The 25,157-nt window shown below is 70.9% G+C and carries 26 protein-coding genes and 1 pseudogene; 14 read left to right on the top strand and 13 right to left on the bottom strand.

The features are described from left to right. Positions 1-72 precede the first annotated feature (72 nt). From ACIBBA_RS11620 to ACIBBA_RS11610, 3 genes are all read left to right on the top strand, one after another. Positions 73-396 (top strand): amphi-Trp domain-containing protein, encoded by a 324-nt coding sequence (locus ACIBBA_RS11620; protein WP_396696214.1) that lies wholly within the window; start codon positions 73-75, stop codon positions 394-396. A gap of 84 nt (positions 397-480) precedes the next feature. Beyond that, positions 481-723 (top strand): hypothetical protein, encoded by a 243-nt coding sequence (locus ACIBBA_RS11615; protein ID WP_396696212.1) that lies wholly within the window; start codon positions 481-483, stop codon positions 721-723. A 297-nt stretch (positions 724-1,020) separates the two neighbouring features. Continuing rightward, positions 1,021-2,193 carry an alanine--tRNA ligase-related protein gene (locus ACIBBA_RS11610; RefSeq protein WP_396696210.1) on the top strand — a complete coding sequence of 391 codons (1,173 nt, stop codon included), beginning with the start codon at positions 1,021-1,023 and terminating at the stop codon, positions 2,191-2,193. Between the two features lie 60 nt (positions 2,194-2,253). Here the strand turns inward: ACIBBA_RS11610 and ACIBBA_RS11605 are convergent, their stop codons facing one another. Further along, positions 2,254-3,093 (bottom strand): NAD(P)H-binding protein, encoded by an 840-nt coding sequence (locus ACIBBA_RS11605; protein WP_396696208.1) that lies wholly within the window; start codon positions 3,091-3,093, stop codon positions 2,254-2,256. Between the two features lie 72 nt (positions 3,094-3,165). Here ACIBBA_RS11605 and ACIBBA_RS11600 point away from each other — a divergent pair, with 72 nt between their 5' ends. Continuing rightward, positions 3,166-4,104 (top strand): AraC family transcriptional regulator, encoded by a 939-nt coding sequence (locus ACIBBA_RS11600; protein WP_396696206.1) that lies wholly within the window; start codon positions 3,166-3,168, stop codon positions 4,102-4,104. Between the two features lie 118 nt (positions 4,105-4,222). After that, positions 4,223-4,930, top strand: a complete 708-nt coding sequence (locus tag ACIBBA_RS11595) for a VOC family protein (RefSeq protein WP_396696204.1) — start codon at positions 4,223-4,225, stop codon at positions 4,928-4,930. A gap of 73 nt (positions 4,931-5,003) precedes the next feature. Here ACIBBA_RS11595 and ACIBBA_RS11590 read toward each other — a convergent pair whose 3' ends face one another. From ACIBBA_RS11590 to ACIBBA_RS11550, 9 genes are all read right to left on the bottom strand, one after another. Beyond that, on the bottom strand, positions 5,004-5,978 hold the full coding sequence (locus ACIBBA_RS11590) for an NADPH:quinone reductase (RefSeq protein WP_396696202.1): 975 nt from the start codon (positions 5,976-5,978) through the stop codon (positions 5,004-5,006). 174 nt (positions 5,979-6,152) lie between these two features. After that, positions 6,153-7,346 (bottom strand): NAD(P)/FAD-dependent oxidoreductase, encoded by a 1,194-nt coding sequence (locus ACIBBA_RS11585; protein ID WP_396696200.1) that lies wholly within the window; start codon positions 7,344-7,346, stop codon positions 6,153-6,155. Between the two features lie 92 nt (positions 7,347-7,438). Beyond that, positions 7,439-8,383 carry an RNA polymerase sigma-70 factor gene (locus tag ACIBBA_RS11580; protein WP_396696198.1) on the bottom strand — a complete coding sequence of 315 codons (945 nt, stop codon included), beginning with the start codon at positions 8,381-8,383 and terminating at the stop codon, positions 7,439-7,441. Between the two features lie 175 nt (positions 8,384-8,558). Then, the gene (locus ACIBBA_RS11575) at positions 8,559-10,034 is read right to left on the bottom strand and encodes an epoxide hydrolase family protein (RefSeq protein ID WP_396696196.1); all 1,476 of its coding nucleotides are present in this window, start codon (positions 10,032-10,034) and stop codon (positions 8,559-8,561) included. 1 nt (position 10,035) lies between these two features. Further along, on the bottom strand, positions 10,036-11,046 hold the full coding sequence (locus tag ACIBBA_RS11570) for a DUF5937 family protein (RefSeq protein WP_396696194.1): 1,011 nt from the start codon (positions 11,044-11,046) through the stop codon (positions 10,036-10,038). A gap of 150 nt (positions 11,047-11,196) precedes the next feature. Then, positions 11,197-11,856: a dihydrofolate reductase family protein gene (locus ACIBBA_RS11565; RefSeq protein WP_396696192.1), complete on the bottom strand. Its 660-nt coding sequence runs from the start codon at positions 11,854-11,856 to the stop codon at positions 11,197-11,199. Between the two features lie 58 nt (positions 11,857-11,914). Then, positions 11,915-12,856 carry a helix-turn-helix domain-containing protein gene (locus ACIBBA_RS11560; RefSeq protein WP_396696190.1) on the bottom strand — a complete coding sequence of 314 codons (942 nt, stop codon included), beginning with the start codon at positions 12,854-12,856 and terminating at the stop codon, positions 11,915-11,917. 110 nt (positions 12,857-12,966) lie between these two features. After that, entirely contained in the window at positions 12,967-13,185 is a 219-nt protein-coding gene (locus ACIBBA_RS11555) for a hypothetical protein (RefSeq protein WP_396696188.1), read from the bottom strand. Positions 13,186-13,681: 496 nt separating this feature from the next. Beyond that, complete coding sequence (locus ACIBBA_RS11550) at positions 13,682-14,383, bottom strand: YsnF/AvaK domain-containing protein (protein WP_396696186.1); 702 nt, start codon at positions 14,381-14,383, stop codon at positions 13,682-13,684. 169 nt (positions 14,384-14,552) lie between these two features. On the opposite strand from ACIBBA_RS11550, the gene ACIBBA_RS11545 reads away from it, so the two are divergent. From ACIBBA_RS11545 to ACIBBA_RS11535, 3 genes are all read left to right on the top strand, one after another. Further along, complete coding sequence (locus tag ACIBBA_RS11545) at positions 14,553-14,786, top strand: hypothetical protein (protein WP_396696184.1); 234 nt, start codon at positions 14,553-14,555, stop codon at positions 14,784-14,786. A gap of 95 nt (positions 14,787-14,881) precedes the next feature. After that, on the top strand, positions 14,882-15,313 hold the full coding sequence (locus ACIBBA_RS11540; protein WP_396696182.1) for a phage holin family protein: 432 nt from the start codon (positions 14,882-14,884) through the stop codon (positions 15,311-15,313). After that, positions 15,310-15,783 carry a DUF3618 domain-containing protein gene (locus tag ACIBBA_RS11535; protein WP_396696180.1) on the top strand — a complete coding sequence of 158 codons (474 nt, stop codon included), beginning with the start codon at positions 15,310-15,312 and terminating at the stop codon, positions 15,781-15,783. The genes ACIBBA_RS11540 and ACIBBA_RS11535 overlap by 4 nt, the downstream gene beginning before the upstream one ends. Before the next feature lie 88 nt (positions 15,784-15,871). Here ACIBBA_RS11535 and ACIBBA_RS11530 read toward each other — a convergent pair whose 3' ends face one another. Continuing rightward, on the bottom strand, positions 15,872-16,540 hold the full coding sequence (locus tag ACIBBA_RS11530) for a maleylpyruvate isomerase N-terminal domain-containing protein (protein WP_396696178.1): 669 nt from the start codon (positions 16,538-16,540) through the stop codon (positions 15,872-15,874). Positions 16,541-16,661: 121 nt separating this feature from the next. Here ACIBBA_RS11530 and ACIBBA_RS11525 point away from each other — a divergent pair, with 121 nt between their 5' ends. Beyond that, positions 16,662-17,114: a YbhB/YbcL family Raf kinase inhibitor-like protein gene (locus ACIBBA_RS11525; protein ID WP_396696176.1), complete on the top strand. Its 453-nt coding sequence runs from the start codon at positions 16,662-16,664 to the stop codon at positions 17,112-17,114. A gap of 6 nt (positions 17,115-17,120) precedes the next feature. On the opposite strand, the gene ACIBBA_RS11520 is transcribed toward ACIBBA_RS11525, so the two are convergent. Continuing rightward, a complete protein-coding gene (locus ACIBBA_RS11520; RefSeq protein ID WP_396696174.1) occupies positions 17,121-18,008 on the bottom strand; it encodes a phosphatase PAP2 family protein in 888 nt (295 codons plus the stop codon). A 72-nt stretch (positions 18,009-18,080) separates the two neighbouring features. On the opposite strand from ACIBBA_RS11520, the gene ACIBBA_RS11515 reads away from it, so the two are divergent. After that, positions 18,081-18,776, top strand: coding sequence for a DUF3159 domain-containing protein (locus ACIBBA_RS11515; RefSeq protein ID WP_396696172.1), 696 nt, complete (start codon positions 18,081-18,083; stop codon positions 18,774-18,776). A gap of 281 nt (positions 18,777-19,057) precedes the next feature. Here ACIBBA_RS11515 and ACIBBA_RS11510 read toward each other — a convergent pair whose 3' ends face one another. Next, positions 19,058-21,952 (bottom strand): glycoside hydrolase family 48 protein, encoded by a 2,895-nt coding sequence (locus ACIBBA_RS11510; protein ID WP_396696501.1) that lies wholly within the window; start codon positions 21,950-21,952, stop codon positions 19,058-19,060. Positions 21,953-22,800: 848 nt separating this feature from the next. On the opposite strand from ACIBBA_RS11510, the gene ACIBBA_RS11505 reads away from it, so the two are divergent. From ACIBBA_RS11505 to ACIBBA_RS11490, 4 genes and pseudogenes are all read left to right on the top strand, one after another. Continuing rightward, positions 22,801-24,123, top strand: coding sequence for a GH1 family beta-glucosidase (locus ACIBBA_RS11505; RefSeq protein ID WP_396696170.1), 1,323 nt, complete (start codon positions 22,801-22,803; stop codon positions 24,121-24,123). A gap of 247 nt (positions 24,124-24,370) precedes the next feature. Next, a complete protein-coding gene (locus ACIBBA_RS11500; protein ID WP_396696519.1) occupies positions 24,371-24,598 on the top strand; it encodes a hypothetical protein in 228 nt (75 codons plus the stop codon). Positions 24,599-24,623: 25 nt separating this feature from the next. Further along, positions 24,624-24,788 (top strand): annotated as a pseudogene (locus ACIBBA_RS11495) (nuclear transport factor 2 family protein); the annotation flags it as partial. Positions 24,789-24,790: 2 nt separating this feature from the next. Continuing rightward, on the top strand, positions 24,791-25,063 hold the full coding sequence (locus ACIBBA_RS11490) for a nuclear transport factor 2 family protein (protein WP_396696499.1): 273 nt from the start codon (positions 24,791-24,793) through the stop codon (positions 25,061-25,063). Positions 25,064-25,157 lie beyond the last annotated feature (94 nt).

Genomic DNA, 25,157 nt, shown 5'->3' with positions numbered 1-25,157 from the left:
AGATCCATATCACTGCCGCCGACCCTCGCGTGATCGGGCCCGTTCCCCGACCGTCCTTTGTGGAATGCGAGCATGGCCCATATGGATATCTACGAGGACGCCCGCACGGTGTCGCGGGCCGACCTGGCCGCCTGGCTGCGTCAGCTGGCCAACCAGTTGGAGTCTGACGGACGGGTCTACTACGGCGCCGCCGGCGCGGTCGCGGTCGCGGACAAGGTGCGATGCGAGCTGGAGATCGAACGCGAGAGCGAGACGGAGTTCTCCGTCGAGATCGAGTTCTCCTGGACCCAGCCCGCGCCCGTGAAGGCGGCGGACGAGGAGAAGACGGCGAAGGACGACGACGCGGCCGAGGAGCAGGACGCCGACGAGGCCCCCGAGGCGACGCCGCAGGCGTGACCGCCCGGCGACGCTGGCCACCGCCTTCGGTGGCTGCCGCTCGCCGTTGGCTGGACCGCAGCGGTGGCCGAATAACATCGAGGAATGGCAGCAGAACCGAAGACGGAAAAGAGCCAATCCAAGGCCTGGGCGTGGCCGGTCGGCATCCTGCTCGGTCTGGTGATCGGCATTCCCCTGCTCGGTCCGGCAGGCGGGGTGGCCTTCGGCATCGCCATCGGCATCGCCTTCGCGATCGCCTTCGGCGCGACCCGGAGCAGCGCTGAAGGGCAGACCGACGGTGGCGCCTCGCAGGGCGGCCACGACGCCGGGCAGGGTGGCGGGGCATAGTCGCCACCGCCCCCGGAGCGGTGGCGTCGGGGGCCGATCCCGAGCCGTGCCGGCGACCGGCCCGGCCCGGAACGCGGTGGGTGCGGGCCCCACCGCGAGATATAGTGCAGCCATGGAGATCACCAGGCTGTCCACCGCCGCGACCGCGCGAGCTACCCGCTCGACGGTCGCCGCCGCCTGATCTCCTGACTCCCGCCGGCGACCGGAAACGGTCCGACGGCGCCGTACGTCCTCTTTGCCACCACCCGCGCCCACGCGGACCTTTCCGGTCTTCCTGACCCGAAAGGCCCTCCTGCCGTGAACCCGCAAACGATCATCGACACCTTCGTGGACTTCTACCGCGAGCGCGGACACCTGCTGCTGCCCGAGAGCTCGCTTATCCGGCCGTCCGACGATCCGGTGCTCTTCACCAGCTCCGGGATGCACCCACTGACCCCGTACCTGGAGGGACGCCCACACCCGCTGGGCGACCGCCTGGTCAACGTCCAGCGCTGCCTGCGCACCACCGACCTGGACGAGGTCGGCGACCCCACTCACCTGACCGTGTTCCAGATGCTCGGCTCGTGGTCGCTGGGTGACTACGACGGCCCGCAGAGCCTGCGGTGGGGCTACCACCTGCTCCGCGACGGCTTCGGCGTGAACCGGGACCGGCTGTACGCGACCGTGTTCGGCGGCGACGAGCAGGTGGGACCGGACGACGGCTCGCTGGCGGTCTGGCAGGAGCTCGGCGTGCCGGTGGAGCTGACCGGGCCGGAGAACTGGTGGTCCAACGGACCTACCGGACCGTGCGGACCCGACTCGGAGATCTTCGTCTGGACCGGCGAGGCCCCACCGAGCGGCACCCCCACCACCGATGACCGGTGGATGGAGGTGTGGAACCACGTCCAGATGCGCTACCACCGCCACGATGACGGCCGGTTGACCCCGCTGGCCCAGCCCAACGTCGACACCGGGATGGGTCTGGAGCGCATGGAGATGGTGCTGCGGGGCGGACGCTCGGTCTTCGAGGGCGAGGGCTTCGGCCCGTGGGTCCGTGCCGTCACGGACCTGTGGCGTCCGGACGAGCACTCGCTCCGGCGCGTCTGCGACCACCTCCGGTCCAGCGTCGTCGTCGTGGCCGACGGCGTACGGCCGTCGAACACCCGACACGGGTACGTGCTGCGCCGGCTGGTCCGGCGGGTGCTCACCATCCTGTGGCGGGACGATTCCACGCGTACCCTGTCGGACCTGCCGACCGAGCCGATCACGCACACGCTGGACTGGTTCCGGCTGGGCGTCGACGTCGGCGAGCTGCGCGGCCTGCTGCGCGAGGAGGAGCGGCGGTTCCGCGAGTTGCTGCGTCGCGGTCGCCCGGTCGTCGCCCGCCAGTTGTCCGGCGGGCCGCTCACCGAGGACGACTACCGCTACCTGCACGACACGCACGGCCTCCCTCGCGACCTCGTCGAGGGGTTGGCGGCCGAGGCGCGGTGACCCGCGCGACGATCCGTCGTCGCCGTGCCGCACCCCGTGCGGCGACGACGGAGTCGCCGACTACGCCCGGTCCCAGACGCCGGTGGCCGCGGCGTCCTTGGCGTAGTCGGCGAAGTCGCGCGGCGGCCGGCCCAGGGCGCGCTGCACCCCGTCGGCCACCTGGGCGTTGCGGCCGTCGAGGACGGTCGTGAACAGGTACGTCAGCAACTCGACCACCTCCGCCGGCGCACCCTCGGCGGCCAACGCCCCCGCGTACTCCTCGACGGAGACCGGGACGAAGTCGATACGCCGGCCGGTCGCCCGGGCGATCTCGTCGACCGCGTCGGCGAAGGTGAGCAGCCGCGGCCCGGTCAACTCGTAGATCTGCCCCGCGTGTCCGCCTCCGGTCAGTGCCGCCACCGCCACCTCGGCGATGTCGTCGGCGTCCACGAACGGCTCGGGCACGGTCCCCACCGGGAGAACCACCTCACCGCCCGACACCGGCTCCCGCAGGTAGTCCTCGCTGAAGTTCTGGCTGAACCAGCTCGACCGCAGGATCGTCCACTCGACCCCCACGGACCGGATCAGCTTCTCGGCAGCCTGGGCCTCCTCCTCACCCCGCCCGGACAGCAGCACCAGCCGGGTGACCCCGGATGCCACCGCGAGATCGGCGAACGCGCCGACGGTCTCGGGGGCGCCCGGCACGGCGAGGTCCGGGTAGAAGGACACGTACACGGCACCGACGTCGCGGAGCACCGGCGCCCAGGTCGTCCGGTCCGTCCAGTCGAAGGGCTGCGCGGCGGACCGGGAACCGACCCGCACCGGCACTCCCCCGGCCCGCAGTCGCGGTACGACGCGACGGCCGGTCTTGCCCGTGCCGCCCAGGACCAGGATCGTCTTCTGCTCTCGCGCGTTCGTCATAGGAACCATTGAAGTGCGGGCCGGTGAGACTGCACATAGCCAGGACGCGCACCTTTGTGTTCACTCGTCTACGTGGATGCTGTCTCCGGTCTGCTCGACGGACCCCGGGCGCAGGGCGCGTTCCTGCTCCGTTCGATTCTGACCCCGCCCTGGTCGATGGCCATCAAGGACGAGGCGCCCCTCACCCTGGTGGCCGTCGTCCGAGGCGACGCCTGGATCGTTCCCGATGAGGGCGCGGCCGCACGGCTCGGCCCAGGGGACGTGGCGATCATCCGGGGCACCGGCCCGTACACCGTCGCCGACGACCCGGCCACGGTGCCGCAAGTGATCATCCATCCGGGCCAGCGCTGCACCACCCCCGATGGCCAGGAACTGTTCGAGATGACCCAGTTGGGCGTACGGACCTGGGGCAATGGCCTGGACGGTCCGACGATCCTGCTCACCGGCACGTACACGATGCAGGGTGCGGTCGGCCAGCGGCTGCTGGGCGCGCTGCCGCCGCTGGTGGTCGTGCGGCGCGACTCCTGGGACTCCCCATTGGTCCCGCTGCTGGCCACCGAGATCGTGAAGGACGACCCCGGTCAGGAAGCGGTGCTCGACCGCCTACTCGACCTGCTGCTGATCGCCACGTTGCGGGAGTGGTCCGCCCAACCCGGGGCCAAGGCCCCTGCCTGGTACACGGCACACGGCGACCCCGTGGTCGGCAAGGCCCTGCGGCTGCTGCACAACAACCCTGCCCAGCCCTGGACCGTGGCGTCCCTGGCTGCCCAGACCGGGGTCTCCCGGGCCGCGCTGGCCCGCCACTTCACCGCGCTGGTCGGTGAGCCTCCCATGTCGTACCTCACCGAGTGGCGGCTGGCCCTCGCCGCCGACCTGCTCCGCGAGCCGGACGCCACAGTCGGTGCGGTCGCCCACCGCGTCGGCTACGGCAGCTCCTTCGCCCTGAGCACCGCCTTCAAACGCCGCCGTGGGGTGAGCCCCCGACAGCACCGGCTCGCCGCCGGTGCTTAGCTTTCAACATCTGTGAGCGGAGATCCGGCGCGCGACCGTCACGGCACCCTTCGCAGCTCGCGGCACGTCCGACCGAATTCGCCTTGTCGTCCTTCCGGCCCGTATCTACTGTGCGGTGATGCGCTCGCGACTGCTGACGGTGACCTACGACGCGCACGACCCTGCTCGCCTGGCGAAGTTCTGGGCCGACCTGCTCGGCCGGCAGATCGTCGAGGACGCCCATGGGGTGTTCCTGCCTGGCACGGACACCCAGCTCAGCCTCCGGTTCGTCCCGAGCCGCGCGGAGCAGGTAGGGCCGAGGCGCACCATGCACCTGCATCTGACCAGCGCCGGCCCGACGGATCAGCACCAGACGGTGGCGACGGCACTGGAACTCGGCGCCGACCACCTCGACGTCGGGCAGCGCCCTGAGGAGGGACACATAGTCCTGGCCGACCCCGAAGGCAACGCATTCTGCGTGATCGAGCATGGCAACACCTTCCTCGCCGGGTGCGGTTTTCTCGGGGAAGTCGCCTGCGACGGCACCCGGGAGGTCGGCCTCTTCTGGAGCCGGGCGCTGGGCTGGCCGCTAGTGTGGGACCAGGACCAGGAGACGGCAATCCAGTCGCCGCACGGCGGCACCAAGGTCGCGTGGGGCGGCCCGCCCGTGACCCCGAAAGAGGTGCGGAACCGGCAGCGCTTCGATCTTGCCCCGGTCGGTGGCGACCAGCAGGCGGAGGTCGATCGACTGGTTTCCCTCGGGGCCACTCGGCTGGAGGTCGGTGCGGACGGCGCCGTCGTGCTGGCCGACCCCGACGGCAACGAGTTCTGCGTGACGGCGAAATGACCACGGGGCCGCCTGGCCCCCTGCGCGTCACCGCGACTCGCTGCCGATCATCGCCTGGTGCCGCCCGCCGCGGTCACGGGCGGATCACCGCCCGCCGGCCGCGCAGCTCACCCCGCTCGAGCATGCGGTGCGCCTCCCCCGTCGCCGACAACGGCAGCGGCAGGATCTCGCGCGGGGCCATCCGCCCGTCGGCGAGCAGCCGGTTCACCATGCCGGCGGCCTCGGCCAACTCCGCGACGGTGGCGCGGGAGATCGCGAAGCCGATGACGGCGCGGTCGTACTGGTAGAGCGCGCCGGCCGGCACCACCGGCCGGGAGGCGCCCCCGGCGAACAGCACGATCCGTCCGCGTAGGGCGAGCAGGTCGAGCACCGACTCCACGTCGTTGCGCCCGGCCGTGTCCAGGTACACGTCGACGCCGTCGGGGCAGGCCGATCTCAGCCGGTCCACGAGGTCGGGGGCGCGATAGTCGAGCACCTCGCTGGCGCCGTTGCGCCGGCAGTAGTCGGCGTCCGCCGCCGAGGCGGTCGCCACGACGCGGGCACCGGCCGTGGCGGCGAGGGCCACCAGCGCCGCCCCGACGTTGCCGGCGCCACCGGCGACGACCACGGTCTCCCCGGGCCGGAGCCGGCCGTGGACGAACAACGCCAGGTAGGCGGTGGCGGCCGGGTGCACCACGGTCACCGCGGTGGCCGGCTCGACGCCGGCGGGCAGCCGGTAGAGCCGGTCCACCGCGACCACGGCCTGCTCGGCGGCGCTGCCCTGCCGTCCGTCGTGCCCCAGGCTGTTGCACCAGACCAGGTCTCCGGGGCGGAAGCCGGCGACGCCCGGGCCCACCTCGGCCACCCGGCCGACCAGGTCGCGGCCGACCACGAAGGGCCACGGCAGCGGCGTGGGATAGGCCCCGGAGCGTACGAAGGTGTCGACGGGGTTGACGGTGGTGGCGACCACGTCGACCAGGACATCGGTCGGGCCCGGGCGGGGTGCCGGCAGCTCGCCGAACCGGATGTCGGCGGCGGACCCGGGACGCTCGATGTACGCGGCTCGCATGCCCTCATTCTGGTCGGCATCCCGACGGCCCGGCGCTCCGACCCGGAATGTGAAAGGCGCCGGACCGATGCAGAACACCAGGTCAGGGCCTTTGCCGCCGGCCCACCGTGCGGCACGCGAGCCCGGGAACGCGCGGGCGCCCTCGCGTCGAGGGCACCCGTTTCGCTCGGTGCGTCAGGCCTCTGCCCGGACGGCCGGGCCCGCCGCCCGCTCCCCCGTGACGCGGCGGCGCCGGGTCGGCAGCCCGAGCGTCGGGTTGGCCACGCCCCAGGCGGCGCCCTTGCAGACCAGCTCCTTGTAGACGGCGGCGAGGCGTCCGGTCAGGACCGCCTGCACGGCGCGGTCGTCGGCGGTGACGTACTGGATCAGCCCCTCCTTGCGGCCCAGCGAGATGCACTGGTTGAAGTAGCGGATCGGCGTGTTCGGGAGCTTCCCGCCGGTCAGGCGCGCCGCGATCGCGTCGGCGGCCTGCCACGCGGCCGGAGTTCCCGAGGCGCACGACATCCGCAGCGGCTTGTCTCCGGGGCCCATCGCCATGGCCGCGTCGCCGATGGCGTACACGTCCGGGTGCGAGACCGAGCGCATGGTGCCGTCGACCACGATCTGGCCGGTGCCGGTGACCTCCAGGGCGGTCGCCTTCGCGATCGGGTGGACCGCGAAGCCGGTGGCCCAGACGGTGACCGCGGCCGGGATGGCCTTTCCGTCGGCGGTGGTGACGTGGCCGGCTTCGACGCCGGTGACGGCGGCGTGCTCGTGCGCGGTGATCCCGAGCTTGTCGAAGACCTTCCGCAGATGCGCGCGGCCCTTGGGCGAGAGCCAGTCGCCGAGGCCGCCGCGGGCGGCGAGGGCGACGTCGAGGTCCGGGCGGGCCTCGGCGATCTCGGTCGCGGCTTCCACGCCGGTGAGCCCGCCGCCGACGACGACCACGGTCTGCCCGGCGTCGAGTCGGGCCAGGCGCTCGCGCAGCCGGCGCGCTCCAGGGCGGCTGGCGATCTCGTAGGCGTGCTCGGCGGTCCCGGGAACGCCCTGGGCGTTCCAGCCGCTGCCGAGGGCGTAGACGAGCGTGTCGTAGGCGAGTTCCTCGGCGCCGTTCGCGTCGACGACGGCGACGGTCCTGCGGTCGACGTCGACACCGGTGATCTTCCCGAGCCGGAATTCGACGCCGGTGCCCGAGAACATCTCGCGGAATGGCCGGGGCTTGAGGTCCTGGCCGGTCGCCAACTGGTGCATGCGGACGCGTTCGACGAAGTCGGGCTCGGCGTTGACGAGGGTGATGGCGACGTCCTCGCGGCGGAGCCGCTTGGCGAGACGGCCGGCGGCGATGGCTCCGGTGTATCCGGCTCCGAGGACGATGATCCGGTGCTGCATTTCGCTGCTCCTGTCTGCGCGGGATTGCCCTTTGAACCGGGCGGCCCGCCGTTTCCTGACAGCAGCGCGATGTGAAGCAGCTCACGTAGGGGTCAGAAGGCCCGGAACAGGGGCTCCCCGTGCTCGGCGGCCGCCCAGTGCGCGGTCGCGCGTGCGAGCTTGTCGGGATTGACCTGGTTGCGGCACGCCGCGATCCCCTCGGCGGTGACCTCCAGGCACATGACGCCGACGACCCGGCCGTCCACGACGGCCAGGACGGCGGGGTCGCCGTTGGCGGTCCAGGCGTAGATCTCGACCTCGCCGCCGAGCAGGGCGCGCTTGGCCTCGCCGGGCTTGAACAGGCCCCGCAGGAACTTCGCGACCGCGACGGCGCCCTCGATCGCCCGGGCACGGGCCGGCACCTTCCCACCGCCGTCGCCGACCGAGACGGCGTCCGCGGTGAGCAGGCGTACCAGCGGCTCGATCCGGCCGCTGGTGGTGGCCGTCATGAACTCCTCGACGATCCGCCGGGCGGTGGCCTTGTCGATCTCGGTGCGGGCCCTGCCGTCCGCGATGCGCCTCTTGGCACGGTGCAGGATCTGCTGGCTGCCGGCCTCGCTGATGTCGAGGATCTCGGCGATCTCCCGGTGCGGGTAGTCGAAGGCCTCCCGCAGCACGTACACCGCCCGCTCGTTGGGCGAGAGGCGCTCCATGAGGGTGAGGACCGCGTACGAAACCGTTTCGCGCTGCTCGGCGGAGTCGGCCGGGCCGAGCATCGGGTCCCCGCCGAGCAGCGGCTCGGGAAGCCACTCGCCCACATAGGTCTCGCGGCGCGCCCGCGCGGAAGTGAGCTGGTTGAGGCACAGGTTGGTGAGGGCCTTCGTCAGCCAGGCCTCGGGGACCTCGATGCGGTCGACGTCGACAGCCTGCCAGCGCAGGAACGTCTCCTGCACGGCGTCCTCGGCCTCCACGGAGGAGCCGAGGAGACGGTAGGCGATGGCCTCCAGGCGGGGCCTGAAGGCCTCGAACCGGTCGACGTCGTTCGCCGTCAAGGGCACGGCTGGATCTTAGCCCGCGCGGCGCTGAGTCGAGCCCGCGTGCGCCCGACGGCGCGGTGCGGGCCGGTAAGTTGCCGGCCCGCACCCACCGGGTTCACCCTGTCCGGAGCCCCTGTTTCAGCGGATCCTCTACCGTCCCGCGACAGCTTGGGTCACCCCACCTCCGCCTGGTGGGTCAACGGACCAGGCGTGCGAACCTCCGCAGCTCCTCGGTGAGGGTTTCTGGTTGCTCGAACGCGGCGAAATGGCCACCACGGGCGACCGTGTTGAAGTAGACGAGTTTGGACTTGTAGACGCGCTCGGCCCAGATTCTCGGAGTTGGGATGATCTCGCGGGGAAAGACCGTGAACCCGACTGGGACCGCGAAGTCATCGGCCGTGCCGGCGGCCCGCGCGTCCTCCCAGTAGATCCGGGCCGAGGAGGCGGCGGTGCCAGGCAGCCAGTACAGCATGATGTCGTCGAGCATCCGGTCGACACCGAGGACCCGTTCGGGATTGCCGTCGCTGTCGGTCCACTCCATGAACTTCTCGTAGATCCACGCCGCCTGCCCCACCGGGGAGTCGGTCAACGCATACCCCACCGTCTGGGGGCGGGTGGATTGCTGGTAGATGAAGCCGGCGCCGTCGTCGAAGAATCGCTGCAGCTTGTCCAGCGCTTCCTGCTCTGGTGGCGTCGGCGGGTCGCTGACCGGGGGCTGGAACACGGGGAAGAAGTTGAGGTGGATCCCGGCGAGTCCGGCGGGCCCGAGCTTGGCGAGTTCGTGCGTCACGGAGCCGCCCAGGTCGCCGCCCTGTGCGAGCCAGCGACGGTAGCCGAGCCGGGACATGAGTACCGCCCAGGCTCTGGCGGTGCGTTGGATGTTCCACCCGGTCGTGGCCGGCTTGTCGGAGAACCCGAAGCCCGGTAGGGACGGCACCACGACATGGAACGCGTCCGCGGCGCTCCCGCCGAACGCCGTCGGATCGGTCAACGGCCCGATCATGTTGAGGAACTCCACCACCGAACCCGGCCAGCCGTGGGTCAGCACCACCGGTATGGCACTGGAGTGGCGGGAACGTACGTGCAGGAAATGGATCCCCAACCCGTCGATCTGGGTGCGGAACTGGCCGAACCCGTTCAGCCGCGCCTCGACCCGACGCCAGTCGTACCGCGTCCGCCAGTACTCGACAAGGCCGCGTACCCGCTCCAGCGGCACGCCCTGGGACCCGTCGGGGACGGTCTCCCGCTCCGGAAACCGGGCCGCCGCCAACCGCCGCTGCAGATCGCGCAGCGCGCTGTCCGGCACCGACAACTGGAACGGTGTCACGTCGGTTGTGGCCGCCGGCAACGTCGCCCCGGGCTCGGCAGACGCCGGGGATACCGCTGTTCCCACCACCCCGAGCGGGCCTGCGACGGCGCCGACCGTGGCGGCCCCGCGCAAGACGGTGCGTCGGGTCAGGCCACGCGTATCTTCGTTCAGCACAATTCCTGCCTTCCCTTGTCGAGTGATCGGCAAGGATCGACGGCCTGCGGTGATGGTCGCGATAAGGCCAGATTGCGACTCGACCGGGCACCGTAGCGCGTCGAATGCCTGCGTCCGGTCACCGTCGCAGCCCTGGAGGGAAGTCACCAACGATTCGATGGCCCTGGAATCCGGCGTCGCCGTCGGCACCTCACCCGGGATCCGGCCAGCCCCGCCCGCGCCCCGGACCAGCCGTGACCAGCACGCTGGCCAGCGGCGTTCGCCGGTACAACACCCGGCGCCCGGAACGCCACGACATCACCAGGCCATTGCGGCGCAGCACCGACAGGTGGAAGCTCACCGACGGTGCGCTCTGACTGAGTTCACGGGCGAGGTCGGTGGTCGACTTCGGCAGCGTCAGACAGCTGAGGATCGCCGCGCGGCTGTGACCCAGCAGCGCACCCAGCGCGTCGTCGTCGTAGTCGGCGTCCCGCGAATCGCCTTCCCACAGCGTGCCAACTCCTCGGCAGGCATAGATGAGGCTCGCCGGTCGGTCGGGGCTCTTGTCCACTACCAGGTTCGGCCACGCGAAGACCGACGGCACCAGCACGAGCCCGTCACCAGCCAGGTCATGTTCCACCGAGTGTCGGGGCTTGTCGATCCGCAGGAACTCACCACGCACGCTGATCTCCGGGTGCAAACTCGACAGCAGCGCGTCGACACCACCGCCGGTCAGCCGGCCAGCCCGGTACGCGACATCATCCTCCAGCACCGCGCGTAGCTCCCGCCAATGCGGTTCGATCGCCACCGACCAGTACCGCCACAGCTCGTCGGCCAACCGTCGCGCGCCAGCCGCCCCTTCGGCAACCAACGCCTGGGCCGGCGCCGGCATGGGCTCCCGCTCCCACACCGCCGCCAGGTCGGCACGGATTCCCGGAACGGGCGACTCGGCAACCAACCGCAGCTGATCGTCGATGGTGCTGGCGCCGGTGGCCGCCACGAACAGGAAATCCGCCACGTACGCACTCGCCGGCACCACCGCGCCCAACAACGCCATGTCCACCGCGCGTAGGCCGTCCCACGTCGCCGCCAACCAGCCCTGGTGCAGCGGCGACACCCGCCCCGACGACAGTTGGTACAGGCTCTCGATCACCTCGGCGAGCGGCGAGAACGCAAGTCGCATCCTCGCCACATCCGCCAGACCCATCCGCAGCCGGATCACACCGCCAGCCTAGGCGTTCGCGGACGCTCGCCCCTCGCCCGAACGCCCGCGCTCTGAGTCACCCGGTACGTCGAATATCGTGCCGCCGCCGCGTCCACTCCTTAAGAGAGCCGGGCCCTAGCCGGAGGTCAGGGCCTAAGCCGGCCGATGTCAGTCGAGGACCGTCGCCGAGCGCCCTTCGTCGACCGTGTACGCGCCTGCGGAGATCGCGCCGAGGCTCGTGGGGTTGAGGGTCAGCGAGACGACGCCGCCGGGCAGTACGCGCGAGCTCTCTTCGACGGTTGCGAACGTCGCGGGCGTCGATCCGTCCGGGAACAGGCGCTTTCCCGTGCCGACGATGACCGGGTATTGGAGCAGCCGGTAGACATCGACGAGTCCTGCCTGATGCAGCGTCTGCACGAGTTTCCAGCTTCCGTGAACCTGGAGTTCCTTGCCGGGAAGCTCCTTGAGGCGGCGTACCTCGTCGACCGGGTTACCGCGTAGGACCGTCGTCGGGTTCCAATCGGCTTCATCGTCGGTCAGCGTAGAGCTGACGACATACTTCGGCAGCGTGTTGAGCTTGGTGGCGATCAGGTTGTCAGGTTCGGTGACCTTCGGCCAGTACCCGCCGAGCAGGCCGAAGCTAGTACGGCCAAAGAGGAACGCGTCGGCCTCACGGAACCAGCTCTCGACGACCTCGTTGGTGTGCGTCGAGCCGTGCGGAACGAGCCACCCACCGCGGTCGAAGCCGCCGGAGCGGTCCTCGTCGGGATTTCCGGGTCCCTGCATGATGCCGTCGAGACTGACGAAGATGTTGACGCTGAGTAGCACGGTTTTCCTCTGAATTCGGGTCGCGGACAGCCGGCCAGGGTTGGCTGGCAGACGGACGCTAGCTTCCGGGCCCAGGGTGGGTCTTGTACAGGAACGACATCGCGGCAAAGCGGCCCGCCTGCAGCTCGCGTGCGGTGCACCCGACGTAGCGACGCAGCGCATGCGCGAGGTGCGCTTGGTCGAAGTACCCCAACGTCTCGACGACTGTGCGCCAGTCAAGGCCGTCACGCAGCATCGTGGCTGCGGCGTTCGCGCGGTCGATCTGCCTTACGGCGGTTCGCGATAGTCCAATGATCGCTCGGTAGCGACGCTGCAGGGTTCGCTCGGTCGGGCTGGCTCCGGGATGCTCGGCGACCCGCTCCTCGTTCCCGAGATGCGATCGCACCAGCAGACCCGCGTCCTGCAATCGCCGGACGAAGTGCTCGACGTTCTCGAACGTCGGTACCTCCCAGCTTTCGCCGCCGATGACGATCCTGCCCGATTCCGTCACGGGGAACGGCACGTATCCATCGACGATCGAGGCGGCAGGATGCGGCCGAAGAACCACGCCGAATGCGAACCGGACCCCGAGGAACTCGGTGCCAGACGGGACCGGTGCCGTAGTCGCCCTCGTCTCCGGCCCGCGCAGGCTGGCGAGTAGGCGTCCCTGCGCCCGCGAGAGGATCAGATGCCAGCAGGTGCGTGCTGCGGACGTCATCGTCTCCTCCGCGTCAGAGCGGGTGCGCCACACGCGGTCGACGAGGCTCACGTCGATCTCGGTGTCGCGATGCTCGAACCGCAAGGCCATGGCCTCCTCCGTCGTCAATCTGCCGGGGTTACGGGCAGGGGTCGTTCCGCTGTCGTCATCACCATCGGCAGCGTGGTCCGGGGTCAACGGAGTCCGGCCACCGACCTTCGACCCGGAGATTGACAAGCAGCGCCACGCGGTCGAGTGCGGCATCAACCGGCTCGAGCGCAACCGTGCGGTGGCCACCGCTTCAACAAACTCGCCGTGCGCCACCCGGCCACCGTACAGATCGCTGCGATCAACGACTGGCGCCAACCGATTTCGACACAGGCCCTAATCGTCCTGAACGCCGGCTCGCCACCCAGGCCAACTCGGCCGGCCGTTCATCTACAGTTGCCCCGTACGCCAACGAACGAGACGACAAGTGAGACGAAGGCACTAGACGATGCCATTTCGGCATCGGGTAACTCGCCACCGAACTCCACCCACAGCCAGTTCTGGTCGATCACGTCGGGCGGGACACCGCCTTCGTCGACGGGCACCAGCAATGACCGGCCGTTGGCCGGACCTCCAACGCACGGCACGTCGACCTTCTCCCACATGCCCCGATCATTAGACGGCCGTCCTGATCACAGGCGATTTCGCAATTCCCGGTAGGGGCGCTCACCCTGCCCGCCCCTACCGGCGAGCCGTCTGGGTATGGCTGACACAGCCGACCGGGAGCTCTGCCGGTCCGCTCTCGCACGGTCAACGGCCGGATGGCCGCCCGGTCATGCGCTCCGCGAACTGCCGTAGCTTCTGCTGGGTGCTCGGCTTCGCCGCTTGGCGTCGCCCGCGTTCGATCATTTTGCGGCCCTGAGGGCTGTTCAGGAATCCTTTGATTCGTTGGCCAACCGATGTCATGACCTGCCCCTTCCGTGCTCGTCACCTATCCGGTGGTGCCGCGGTCGCTTCGCTCTGTGTCACCCGTGAACTCCAGGGGTTCGGATCCTCACCCGACACCACGTGCGAGCGGGACCTGACCAGCACAAATTCGGTCGGGGACGGGCGGGCCGATGACCCACCCGCCCACGGCACCCTGTCACAGGGCCCAGGCTCTTACCGCCGGCGGCGGCTGGGCTCGGGGATGTTCGCCTCGATCTCCTCGTGACGGACCTGCTCATCGATCGGCTGGTCCTCGACCACCTCGTTCTTGGCCAGGTGGACCCGCTCGACGGGCACCCGGTCCTTGGCCACCACGGGACGTTCGGCGCGCAACTGCATCTCCTGCTCCGCCGCGCCCATCTCGGCGCGAACGTCACCCGCACCCGCGGCGGTGATCGGCTCGCGCTCGACGTACACCTCATCGTGCTCGACCGGCACGGTGGTGTGAACGTCCTCGGTGACCACGTTCTTGCGCAGTACCGCCTTGCCAGCGGGCTGGCTTTCCGTGCCCACCCGCAGCCGCTCCTCAGAGCGGATCAGTTCCTCACGGCTCTGCGAGGTCTGCTGCGGCTGCATCCGGTAGTACGCGTACAGCTGCGCGGTCTGCTCCGCGTTGAGCGGCGTATTCGTGCCACGTGGCACACTCGGGGCGTTCTGAACGGTTGCCTTGTCGTAGGCAACCTTCAGCCGCCCGTCCTGCATCTGCGCGTTGCCCAGCGGGGCCATCGGCTCCTGGCCACCACCAGTGTGCACGCTGACCCAGGCAGGGTGGCCCGCAGTGGCCCATACCTGGCCGACACTGCCGATCTTGGTATCCGCCTGGTCCTGGACGTCCTGGTCAAACAGCGAACGCACCTGCTGTTCTGTGAGTTGCACGGGTCGTCCTCCTTTCGCGTGTAACCCCTGCGTACCCGACGGCCCCCCGGCCATTCACCGCCCCGGGCCCGCGTGGGTTGCCATACAAGTCCACCGATTCGGTGCATGGCTCAAGCGTGCGGGTCAGACAATCAAGGCTCTACGGGCACGTTGGGTCCAAGGAGCGATCATGGCGCGCAAGAGCACTTCAAGCATCCGACAAGCGCTGGTCCTTGCTTTCGCGGTGGGGGCGTTGACCGGGGCGGCGGGCGCGCTGATGCTGCGGCGTCACAGGCAGGGAAGCGACATTCCGGCGGGTGACGCCGCCGGCCATCTAAGCGACACTGCCTTCCCGTCTCCGGTCGAACGTTCCGACGGATTCTCGCAGGGCTCGTTGGCCGCGTCAGCGGTGCAGCAAGGCTGACGCGGCCATCCTGGAGCACCAGTCGAACGTGGCCGACCAGGTCACCCGTCGGCGTCTCTGGCCATTACAGAACGCGAGAACAAGTGGGGGCACTCATGGCAGACAAACCCGGCGGCAGCCCCGGCGCTGCCTCTGCTGACACCCCGGTCCCTGAGCTGGTGCAGCGCGCCACGGACCAGATCACCCGCCTGGTCCGGGACGAGCTGACGATGGCCCGTGCGGAGATGACGGCGAAGGGCAAACGCGCAGGCGCAGGCGCCGGGTTGCTCGGTGGTGGCGCCACGCTCGGGTTCTACGGCGGCGGCGTCCTCGTCGCCGCAGTCGTGCTGGCCCTGGGCGCGGTCATTCCGGATGCGCTGGCCGCGGTCATCGTCGCCGTCATCCTGCTCATCGCCGCAGCGGTAGCGGCGCAATGGGGAAAGAAGCAGGTCACAAAGGCCATGCCACCCACACCGACGGAAACCAGGGACAGCGTGCGGGCAGACACCGAGACGATACGCGGCGCGGCGGGTCGGAGGCAGCCATGAGCACGGCAAACGCAGCCAACGACCCGGACAAGACGCGGCAGGACATCCAGCACACACGCGCGGAGCTGGGAGATACCGTCGCCGCTCTGGCCGCCAAGACCGACGTCAAGACCCGCCTGCACACCAAGGCCACCACAACCGCCGGCGGACTCCGGCAGCGCTTGACCACGGTCAGTCAGTCCGTGAGGACCTCGGCAGCCCAGAGGTTCGCCACGGTCAGGCAGAACACCTCCCAGCGGGCCGCGGTTGCGAAGCAGAAAAGCCTTCAAGCCGTGGCCCGAGTGCGAGCCTCGGCGGCCGCCGGCACGCAGGCCCCCGGTAAGGCCGGGTCCGCCGCGATCACCTCCGCGCGTGCCGCGACAGCGAAGGTCGGCGCCGCCGTGCGCGCGAAACCCGTTCCGGTCGTCACGGCCGCCGGTGCCGCAGCCGTCATCACCGTCGTGGCCTACGGGCGCCGCCGGACGAGATGACCACCGGCGCGCAGGGACGGTCAACAACGGGTCTTCGAAAGGCATGGAGACGACCTGTGACCTGCGGCGGAGTGCTTGTGGCAGAAGGTCAGCCGCCAAAGGAGAGCCAGCGAAAGCCGGCGGCGTCGACCACCGCCCGTTCCCGGTCGGTGAGCGGCGCCCGCCCGGTCGCCTTGCGGATCAGCGTCAGCCGGTCCCAACCCAGCTCGACCGGGACCGGTCGCCCACCGGCGAGCAGCTCGGCGACCACCTCCGCGGCGGCCGGGGTGAGCCACGGCGCGCGGTGCAGCGCCGCGGCGAGGTCCAGGCCGTGCACACCGACCTCCACCACCCGGGTACGCAGGAACTCGGTGAGACTCATCGCGTCGCCGTGGCGGGTGCGGACCACCCGGTCGGCAGGCGCGACGGCGACCGCCGCGACGGCGGCCCGCCAGGCCCGGTCGAAGTCGGCCACCAGCGCGGGGCCGTCGAGCTGTCGCGCCTCCCGCCGCCCGCTGTCGATCCGGGCCGCGTCGACGTCGGGGGTGAACTTCGGTGCGCCGAAGTAGCCGGCGGCGTCCACCTCCGCCCGGTCCGGGGCCGGTGCGGCGAGCATGTCGGTGAGTCGGCCGGCGCCGCTGCGGACGTGGGCGAGCAGCTCTCGTACGGTCCAGGGCCGGCAGTCGGTAGGCCGGTCCAGGTCCGCCTCGGCGAGACCACGCAACACCTCGCCCAGTCGCGCGCACTCGTCCCGGAACGCCGCCCGTACCGTCTCCACCGTTGCTCCCCCCGTCCGGCTGCCGCCCGTACCCTCTCACGACGCCGGGTCACGCGCTCCGGCCGTTTCGGCGCCGGTCCGGCGGGTACGCGCGACCGGGACCGAGTGAGGGGGCGCCACGATGGCCGGGATCATGATGCGCAGCACCGCGTTCAACGACCACGACCTGCTGCCGGACCGCTTCGCCCGCGACGGCGGCAACGTGTCGCCGCCGCTGGAGTGGGGGCAGGTGCCCGAGGGGGCGAACGAGCTGCTCCTGCTGGTGGAGGATCGCGACGCCGGGCGTGAGCCGTTCCTGCACTGGCTGGTCACCGGCATCCAACCGGTCTCCGGCGGGATCGGCGAGGGCGCGGTGCCCACGGGCGGCCGGGAGTGGCCGAACGGCTTCGGGGAGATCGGCTGGGGCGGGCCGCAGCCGCCGCGCGGCGACGACCCGCACCGCTACTTCTTCCGGCTCTGGGCGCTGAACCGCCCGCTGGACCTGCCGGACGCGCCGCAGGCGGCGGACGTGCACCAGGCCATCACCGGCCACGAGTTCGCCAGCGGGACCGTGGTGGGGTTGTACGCCCGCTGAGCAGCCTCAACCCTTGTGGCGGGGCACCAGCCGGTGCACCACGGCGAGGACCAGTGCCATCACCACGGACATCGTTCCGGCGATGCCGGTGGCGCTGCCGGCATAGCCGGCGAAGAGCGCGCGCCGGCCCAGCTCGTCCGGGTCGACCCCGCGCAGGTCCACCAGCCAGGCCAGGGCGACCCCCGAGGCGACCAGGGCGAGCACGCCGCCCACGCCGAGCACCGTCGCGGCCGCCCGGTGCGCGTCGCCGGCGGAGAACTGGGCCTGTTCCCGCTGGGTCACCAGCAGCACCAGCCCGGCCAGCGCCGCCCAGACGCCCACCACCAGGAAAGCGGCGACGGCGTCGCTGGGCCGGTGCCATCCGGCGGAGAGGGTCGCCACCCCGGCGACCGCCGCGTAGCCGGCGCCGATGAAGGCGCCGACCGCCCGGACCTTGGCCGGTAGGACGAGCACCAGGGCCACCGCCACCGACGCCGCGACCGTGGTGTGCCCGCTGGGCAGGCTGTTGCCCGCGTAGACGCGTTCCAGGTCGATGCCGAAGTCGGGGCGGGACAGGCCCCATTTGAGCAGTTGGGTGGTGACGTTCGCGCCGGCGATCAGCAGGGTCGCGGTGATCGCCAGCGCGATCCGGCCGCGCATCAGCGCGATGAAGCCGATCACCGCGGTCGCGGCCAGCAGCGAGACGATCGACATGGCGTTGAGGAGCCGGTCGACAGGACCGTCGATGCGGTCCTGCCCGATCCGGTTGCCGGTGAGCGCCACCGTGTCGAGCCACTGCCCGACGCCGGTGTGCATGGCCACCCGCCACACCGCGAGGAAGGCTGCCGCCTGGATCAGGGCGAACAGGACCAACCACACCGCTGTCCAACCCCGCGCCGTCGCTCGCACCCGCACACCGTAGCGATTGGCCGGCCCGGACCGGCCGGTGGGCCGCCCGCTAAATTTTAGGCGACGTGAGGAGGTGACGTGGGCGCCACACCGGAGCACGATGCCCGCCCGCCGGAGCCGGATTCCGGCCGGCCGGAGTCGCTCGCGGACCTGCTCGGCGGCCGGGGCGGCGCGATCGACGCGACCCTGCCGCCGGTGGCGTTCGCCGCCGGTTGGCTGCTCGGCGGTGAGTCGATCTGGGCCGGGGTGGGCGCGGCGGTGGTCACCGGCGCCGTGGTCGCCGGCTGGCGGCTGCGCCGGGGCGACCGGCCGCGCTCGGTGCTGATCGGGCTGCTCGCCGTCTGCGTGGCCGCGCTGATCGCCCTGCGGACCGGTCGGGCCGCCGACTTCTTCCTGCTCCAGCTGCTCTCCAACGCGGCGAGCGCGTTGGCCTGGGCGGTCAGCATCGTGCTGCGCTGGCCGCTGCTGGGGGTGGTGGTGGGCGCCGCGCTCGGCCAGCGCAGCCGGTGGCGGCGGGATCCGGCGCTGCTGCGCGCGTACGGGCGGGGCAGTTGGGTGTGGACCGCGACGTACCTGCTGCGGGTGGCGGTGTTCGTGCCGCTCTACCTCGGCGGTCAGGTGGTCGCGCTGGTGGTGGCCCGGGTCGCGTTGACCTGGCCGCTGGTGGCGGCGGCGCTGGCGCTGAGTTGGGTGGTGGTGCGGCGGTCGCTGCCGCCCGGCCATCCCGGGCTGCGGCACCCGGTCACCGCTACCGACGGCGAGACCAGCACATAAAGGGAGAGGCCGCCACGGGGGGAGCGGCCTCTCCGGTGACGTACGTTACTCCGTCACGGTCCGACGCGTGATCCCGTGACGGCCTCTTTTTGCGGGCTTTTTCGCGCCGGGTTCATGTCCGGGCGGTGGGGTGGGCCGGCCGACCCGCTGCGTCGGCCGGATGGCCGGCCCACCCCGGCCTGACCGTGGGTGTCAGGCCGCCCGCCGGTCGGGCCCGGCGTGCCCCGGGGCCCCGACCGGTGCCGGGGCGGGCGCCTGGGCCGCCCACCCCGGCTCGGGGGTCAGCCGTTGGGGAACAGGGCCCCGTAGTCGGCGTACGCCATGGCGACGTCGGCCTGGGCCCAGAACCGGTGGTAGCTGAACTCCGGCTCCGGCCCGCCGTTCAGATACGCCTGCACCTTGGGCCACGCCGGGTCGTTCTTGTAGAAGGAGCGGATGTCGAGGAAGCTCTTGCCGGCGGCGATGGCGTCGCCGTTGGGCATCGTCCCGGTCCAGCCCGGCGGGACGTAGAGGCCCTGCCCGGTGCCCGCGTCGTAGACGTCGTCGAAGCGCCGGTAGTCGCCGCGCTTCTCCACCGTCGAGACGCCCTTGGCGTCGCTCGCCGCGTGCAGGGCGTCGAGCAGCCCCTTGGCGGTGGTCTTCGCCGCCGCGTCACCGGACTTCGCCGCGTACGCGATCAGGGTCCGGGCGTACGCGGCGGCGACGCCGACGTCCTGGCCCTTGCTGATGACCTCGACGTGCAGGTTGGTGTTCGGCTGCGGGTTGGTCGGGTTCCAGGTGATCGGTTGGCCGGTCCAGCGCATGTCGGACGGGATCGACCAGTTGGTGCCCAGGGTGGTGTTGGCGATGGCCCACGGCACCCACTTGTCCAGCAGCGCCTTGGCCCGGGTGTTGCCGGTCTGCAGGTACAGCTCGGCGATCCGCTGCATCGACCAGGCCTGCATGCCGAACCACTGGTTGGACGGCGGGTCGTTGTAGACCGGGTCGACGTCGTAATACATGCCGTAGAAGGTGGACGTGCCGGCCGGCGGCTGGCCGTAGTTGCCGCCCCAGCTGTTGGTGGCGCCACCGGCGATGCCGCCCTCGGCGGACTGCAGCCAGGTGTAGAACTCCAGCTGCCGCTCGAAGCTCCTGGTCCAGTCGGTGACCGCGGTCGGCGACTGCGGCTTCAGCTCCGGGGTGTTGGTCAGCGCCCAGGCCGCGAACGGGTTCTGGTAGCCGAAGTGGTTGTGGCTGGAGCCGATCCGCCAGGACCAGTTCTGGCTGGTCTCGTACGCGCCGCCCCAGGCGTAGTACCAGGAGAGCAGGTAGTGCGCGGAGTCCCGGCCGCTGCCGGCGGGACAGGTGCTGGCCCCGACGCAGTTGCCGATCTTCTTGAAGTACTTGTCGAACATCGCGTACCGCAGGTAGTCACCCATCTTCGCGGCCTTGGCCACGGTGGCCGCCACGTCGGCCTGCCGGCCCTGCGCCTTGGCCCAGGTCAGCGCCCAGTACGCGGCCTGCACGGCCCGGGCGTCGGCGTCCGGGGCGTTGGTGTACTTCCACTGCTTGGCCGGCGCGGCCGACTCCTTGACGAAGAGGTCGAGGTAGCCGTAGCGGCCGCCGGCGGTGAAGGTGTCGCAGGAGGGCTGCGGCACGGTCTCCCAGACCGACTCCTGGGTGCCGCGCTGGAAGGTGTTGATGTACGCCGGGCGGGTGGTCTTGTCGCCGCAGCGACCGAAGCCGTAGGTGTTGTCGACGTCGATCAGCCAGTGCATGCCGTAGATGTCGCCGGTGCCGTAGGTGGACTGCAGCTCGCCGCGCAGCGGGTCCTGGCCGACGGGCACCGACGCCTCCAGCGCCGACGGGTACTGGCTGGGCAGGTCGTGCTCGGCGGCGTACTGCGGGGTGCCGGCGGCGCCGGCAGTCGGCTGGTCGGCGTGGGTCGGAATTATGTACTTCTCCATGACGGTCCAGGCGTTGTTGAACGGCGCCCAGTTCTGGGTCACCCGCCCGTACTGGGCCTCCAGCCAGAGCCAGAAGCTGAACGCCTCGGACGTGGTCTCGTGCCCGTGGTCGGGCGCCTCGACGATCAGCGTCTCCACCGAGTGGTAGGGCACTCCCTCCGGGCTGAAGTAGCCGGAGTTCTTGATCTTTCCGTACTGGTCGAGGAAACGCTCGGTGTACTCGTTGTCGCCACCGCCCGGGGTGTCGTTGTCGATCTCGGTGGCGGTGATCGCGAGCGGCGCGTAGCCGGTGGCCGAGGCGGTGAGGGTGGCGGTGCCGCCCATGGTGTCGGCGTCTTCGGCCGCGGCGACGCTCACCGTGGCCCCGGTGCTCCAGTTGGCCGGGGTCAGCGTCACGCTCGCCGGCGAGACGCTGATGTCGGCGTCACCGGTGCGGGTCAGCGAGACCGGGACGTTGGCCGTCGGCGCGGCGCTGAGCTTCAGGGTGAGGGGGCTGGTGCCGCCCTCGGTGACGCTCACCGCCGACGGGGTGGCGACCAGCACCGGGCCGGACGCCGGCGACACTGTGAACGACCGCTCGGCGGTGGCGCTGAGGTTGGCGTTGTCGTACGCCTTCGCCTGCACGGTGTACGACCCGGCCGGCAGGTCTTCCAGGGTGTAGGCGTACGGGGCGGTGGTGTCGGTGTTGACCAGCAGGCCGTTGCGGTAGAACTCGACCTTGCTGATGCTGCCGTCGGGGTCGCTCGCGGTGGCGGTCAGCGGCACGTCGGCGGGGGCCTCGAAGGGTCCGGCCGGCACGGTGAGCCCGACCGTCGGCGGCTGCTGGGCGGTGCCGCCGCAGGTCACGCCGTTGACCGAGAACGAGGTCGGCTTGGGGTTGCTGCCGGTGTACGACCCGTTGAAGCCGACGCTGGTGCTGGCGCCGGTGCCGAGGTTGCCGTTCCAGGACTCACTGGTGGCGGTTACCTGGTTGCCCGTCTGGCTCCACCGCGCCGACCAGCCCTGGGTGACCCGTTGGTCGCCGGGGAAGGCGAACTGCAGCGTCCACCCGTTGATCGGGTCGCCGAGGTTCCTGATGGTCACGTTCGCGGTGAAGCCGTTGTTCCAGTCGTTGGTCGCGTAGACCACGTCGCAGGCCGGTGCGGCCTGGGCGGCGCCGGCGGGCACGGTCACCCCGACGACGGCCAGCGCGGCGGCGGCGAGCATCGCCAGCCGGCGGCGGTGGGCCAGATTTCTCATGTGCGCGGTGTCTCCTCGGGCCTGGCCGGGGTGCTGCCCCCGGCGGGGCGCCGTGCCGCGCGGGTGGTGGCGTGCGGTGGGGTCACGGTCGCCCGGGAAGGTGGTCGCCCCGGCCCGGTCGGGGTGCGGCGGAGGCGGGCCCTCATGGGGACACCGGTCCCGCCGGCCGCGTGGTTGCCGTACCGGATCTGCCGGCTGCCCTCAGCGACCCCGCGTTTGCGCGCGAGCTGGCTCCCCGTCGCGCTGAATCGACAGTGTTACATGGAAGCGCTCCCACAACAAGACGCGCGGGCCCTCCACCAGCTCCTTGTTTCGATCTCGTTTTGGGTCTTTCACAAAGCCGTGACGGAGGTTACAGTCGCAGCATCATCGATGGGAGCGCTTCCATCGATGGCGGTCCAAGAAGGAGATCGTCGAGTTCGTCCCTGTGACGGGCTCGGGGACCAGCCCGAAGGCCGACGGCGGGCCAGCCCGGACACCGCCGTCAGCCATCATCCCGCCAACCGGAGGGAGGTGGATCCGAAGCCACTCGCGTGGCCCGGCTCCCGCGCGACACGTACGGCAGGACGCCAATTCCGCCCGTGCGTGTGCAGCAATGGTGGGGACGGGGGTTGCCCTCCCCCGTCCCCACACTAACCGCCCGTACACGATGGGAAAAGAGGCCGACGGGACAGGCGCACCGCGCCGCCCGGCCGGCCTCGCTCGCTGTCCGGGCTTCCGACCTCCTACCGCGCCGCCGCACCCACCCAGCCCGGCCGGGTGCCCGGCCGGCGGCGGCTGCCCTATGATGGGAGCGCTCCCGGCCCTCGGGCGGTGGGCCCGTAAACACGAGGAGAACCATGACGATCCTGAGCTTTCCACCCGGCTTCGGCTGGGGTGCGGCCACCTCGGCCTACCAGATCGAGGGGGCGGCCAAGGAGGACGGCCGGGGTGAGTCCATCTGGGACACCTTCAGCCGCACGCCGGGGCGTACCCGCAACGGCGACACCGGCGACGTGGCCGCCGATCACTACCACCGGTACCGCGAGGATCTCGACCTGATGCGCGACCTCGGGCTGCGCAGCTACCGGTTCTCCATCTCCTGGCCGCGCATCCAGGCCGACGGCACCGGCGCCCCCAACCAGCGCGGCCTGGACTTCTACCGCCGGCTCGTCGACGGTCTGCACGACCGGGGCATCACCCCGATGGCCACGCTCTTCCACTGGGACCTGCCGCAGGCGTTGCAGGACGCCGGCGGCTGGGAGGCGCGCGACACCGCATACCGGTTCGCCGACTACGCCGACGCCGTGTTCCGCGCCCTCGGTGACCGGGTGCCGAACTGGCTGACCATCAACGAGCCGAAGACGGTGGTGCAGAACGGCTACCTGCAGGGGCACCACGCCCCGGGCCGGCAGGACCCCGACGCGGCCTACCTGGTCGCCCACCACCTCCAGCTCGCCCACGGGCTGGCCGTACGGGCGCTGCGAGCCACCGCCACCGGCGCCCGGATCGGGCCCGCGCTGAACCTGCACCCCTGCTACCCGGCCGACGACTCGCCCGAGGCCGCCGCCGCCAGCCGGCTCTACGACGGCTACGAGAACCGCCTCTACCTCGACCCCGTCTTCACCGGCCGCTACCCGCAGGACGTGCTGGCCGACCTCGGGCCGCAGAGCCGGCTGGTCCGCGGCATCGCCGACGGGGACCTGGCCGTCATCGCCTCCCCGGTCGACCTGCTCGCGGTGCAGTACTACACCCCGATCTACGTGACCGCCGACGGCGGCACGGTGCCACGCTGGCCAACCTCGGAAGCCGAGTGGCAGCAGATCTACCCCGACGGCATGTACGACATCCTGACCCGGGTCACCCGCGACTACGGACCGGTGCCGCTCACCGTCACCGAGAACGGTCTGCCCACCCCGGACAACCTTGGCGCCGACGGCACGGTGGACGACGCCGGGCGGATCAGTTTCCTGCGCGACCACCTGGCCGCCGTGCACCGGGCGCTGACCGCCGGGGTGCCGTTGGAGAGCTACCACGTCTGGTCGCTGCTGGACAACTTCGAATGGGCCGAGGGCTACGACCAGCGCTGGGGGCTGGTGTACGTGGACTACCCGACCCAGCGCCGGATCCTCAAGCGCAGCGCGCACTGGTACCGCGCGGTGATCGCCGACAACGGTCTCTGAGAACACCGTTGCCCCATTCCTGAGAGGCAAGGGCGCGAGCGTCCAGCCTGGCGACCTGCGGATTGGTGCGGGGTGGCACGGAATGCCCCGCGCTGACCCGCGTCGCCGATGTCTGATCTTCGCGTCGCAGGCGACCCCCTGCTTCTTCGGTCACCCGGTCCTCCACCGTGCCCTACTACCGGAGCACGCTCCGCTTGTGCTTGACGTGTATGCGGACGGCGCTCCGCTTCTAGAGTGTTGTCGGAGGATGGGCAATGACCAGGTACGCGTCGGCCTGGTGGCGCCCGTAACGGTGGACACCGAGTTGGCCTCGCACCTCCGCGATGGCGTACGGGAGGCGGTCGTGCGGCAGATCGGAGACATGGAGTTGCTACGCCCACAGGACATCGCCGACGCCGTGGCCTACCTGGTCACCCGCAAACGACACCTCGCGGTCAACGAGATGCTCGTCTGGGCAGCGGAGCAGACGTGGTGAGCGACATGAGCGTCAGCGATCCCTCCTGCCCGGTCTCGTCGGTGACGCCGACCATCTGAGCCTGTCCCGCCTCGTCGGCGAAAGCGGCTGGCGGGTCGACGCCGGCCAGGCCGGCACCCTGTTCGAACTCTTCACCGAAGACGGCGTGCTCGACATCGGTAAGCCCTACCGGGGCCGTGACGCGATCCGCGCCTGGGGCCAGGAACTCGACCAGAACAACCCTACCCGGGCATCCGGCACCTGGCGTCCAACATGCGCTTCGTCGCCACCGGCGTCGACGCCGACGGACGTGACACCGCCGAAGGGCTCACGGTGCTCACCGTGTACCTCGACGACGCCCACGGCCGGCCGATCAGCACGCCCTGGGTCGTCGGCGAGGATCACGACAAGTTCGTCCGCACCGACACCGGCTGGCGCTTCACCCACCGCGCCTGGGTGCAACTGTTCAGCCGGGACCCGGCGTAGCCCAAACCGCGATTCGCCTCACGGCAGGACCGCCGTCACACGCACTCTCATCGGCAGACAACATGCACGTACGGATCGAGCAGCGTCTGAAAGA

This window comes from Micromonospora sp. NPDC051006 (assembly GCF_044456245.1).
Taxonomy (GTDB): Bacteria; Actinomycetota; Actinomycetes; order Mycobacteriales; family Micromonosporaceae; genus Micromonospora.
Note: the sequence above shows the minus strand (reverse complement) of the source record. Positions and strands in the feature narration are given on the sequence as shown.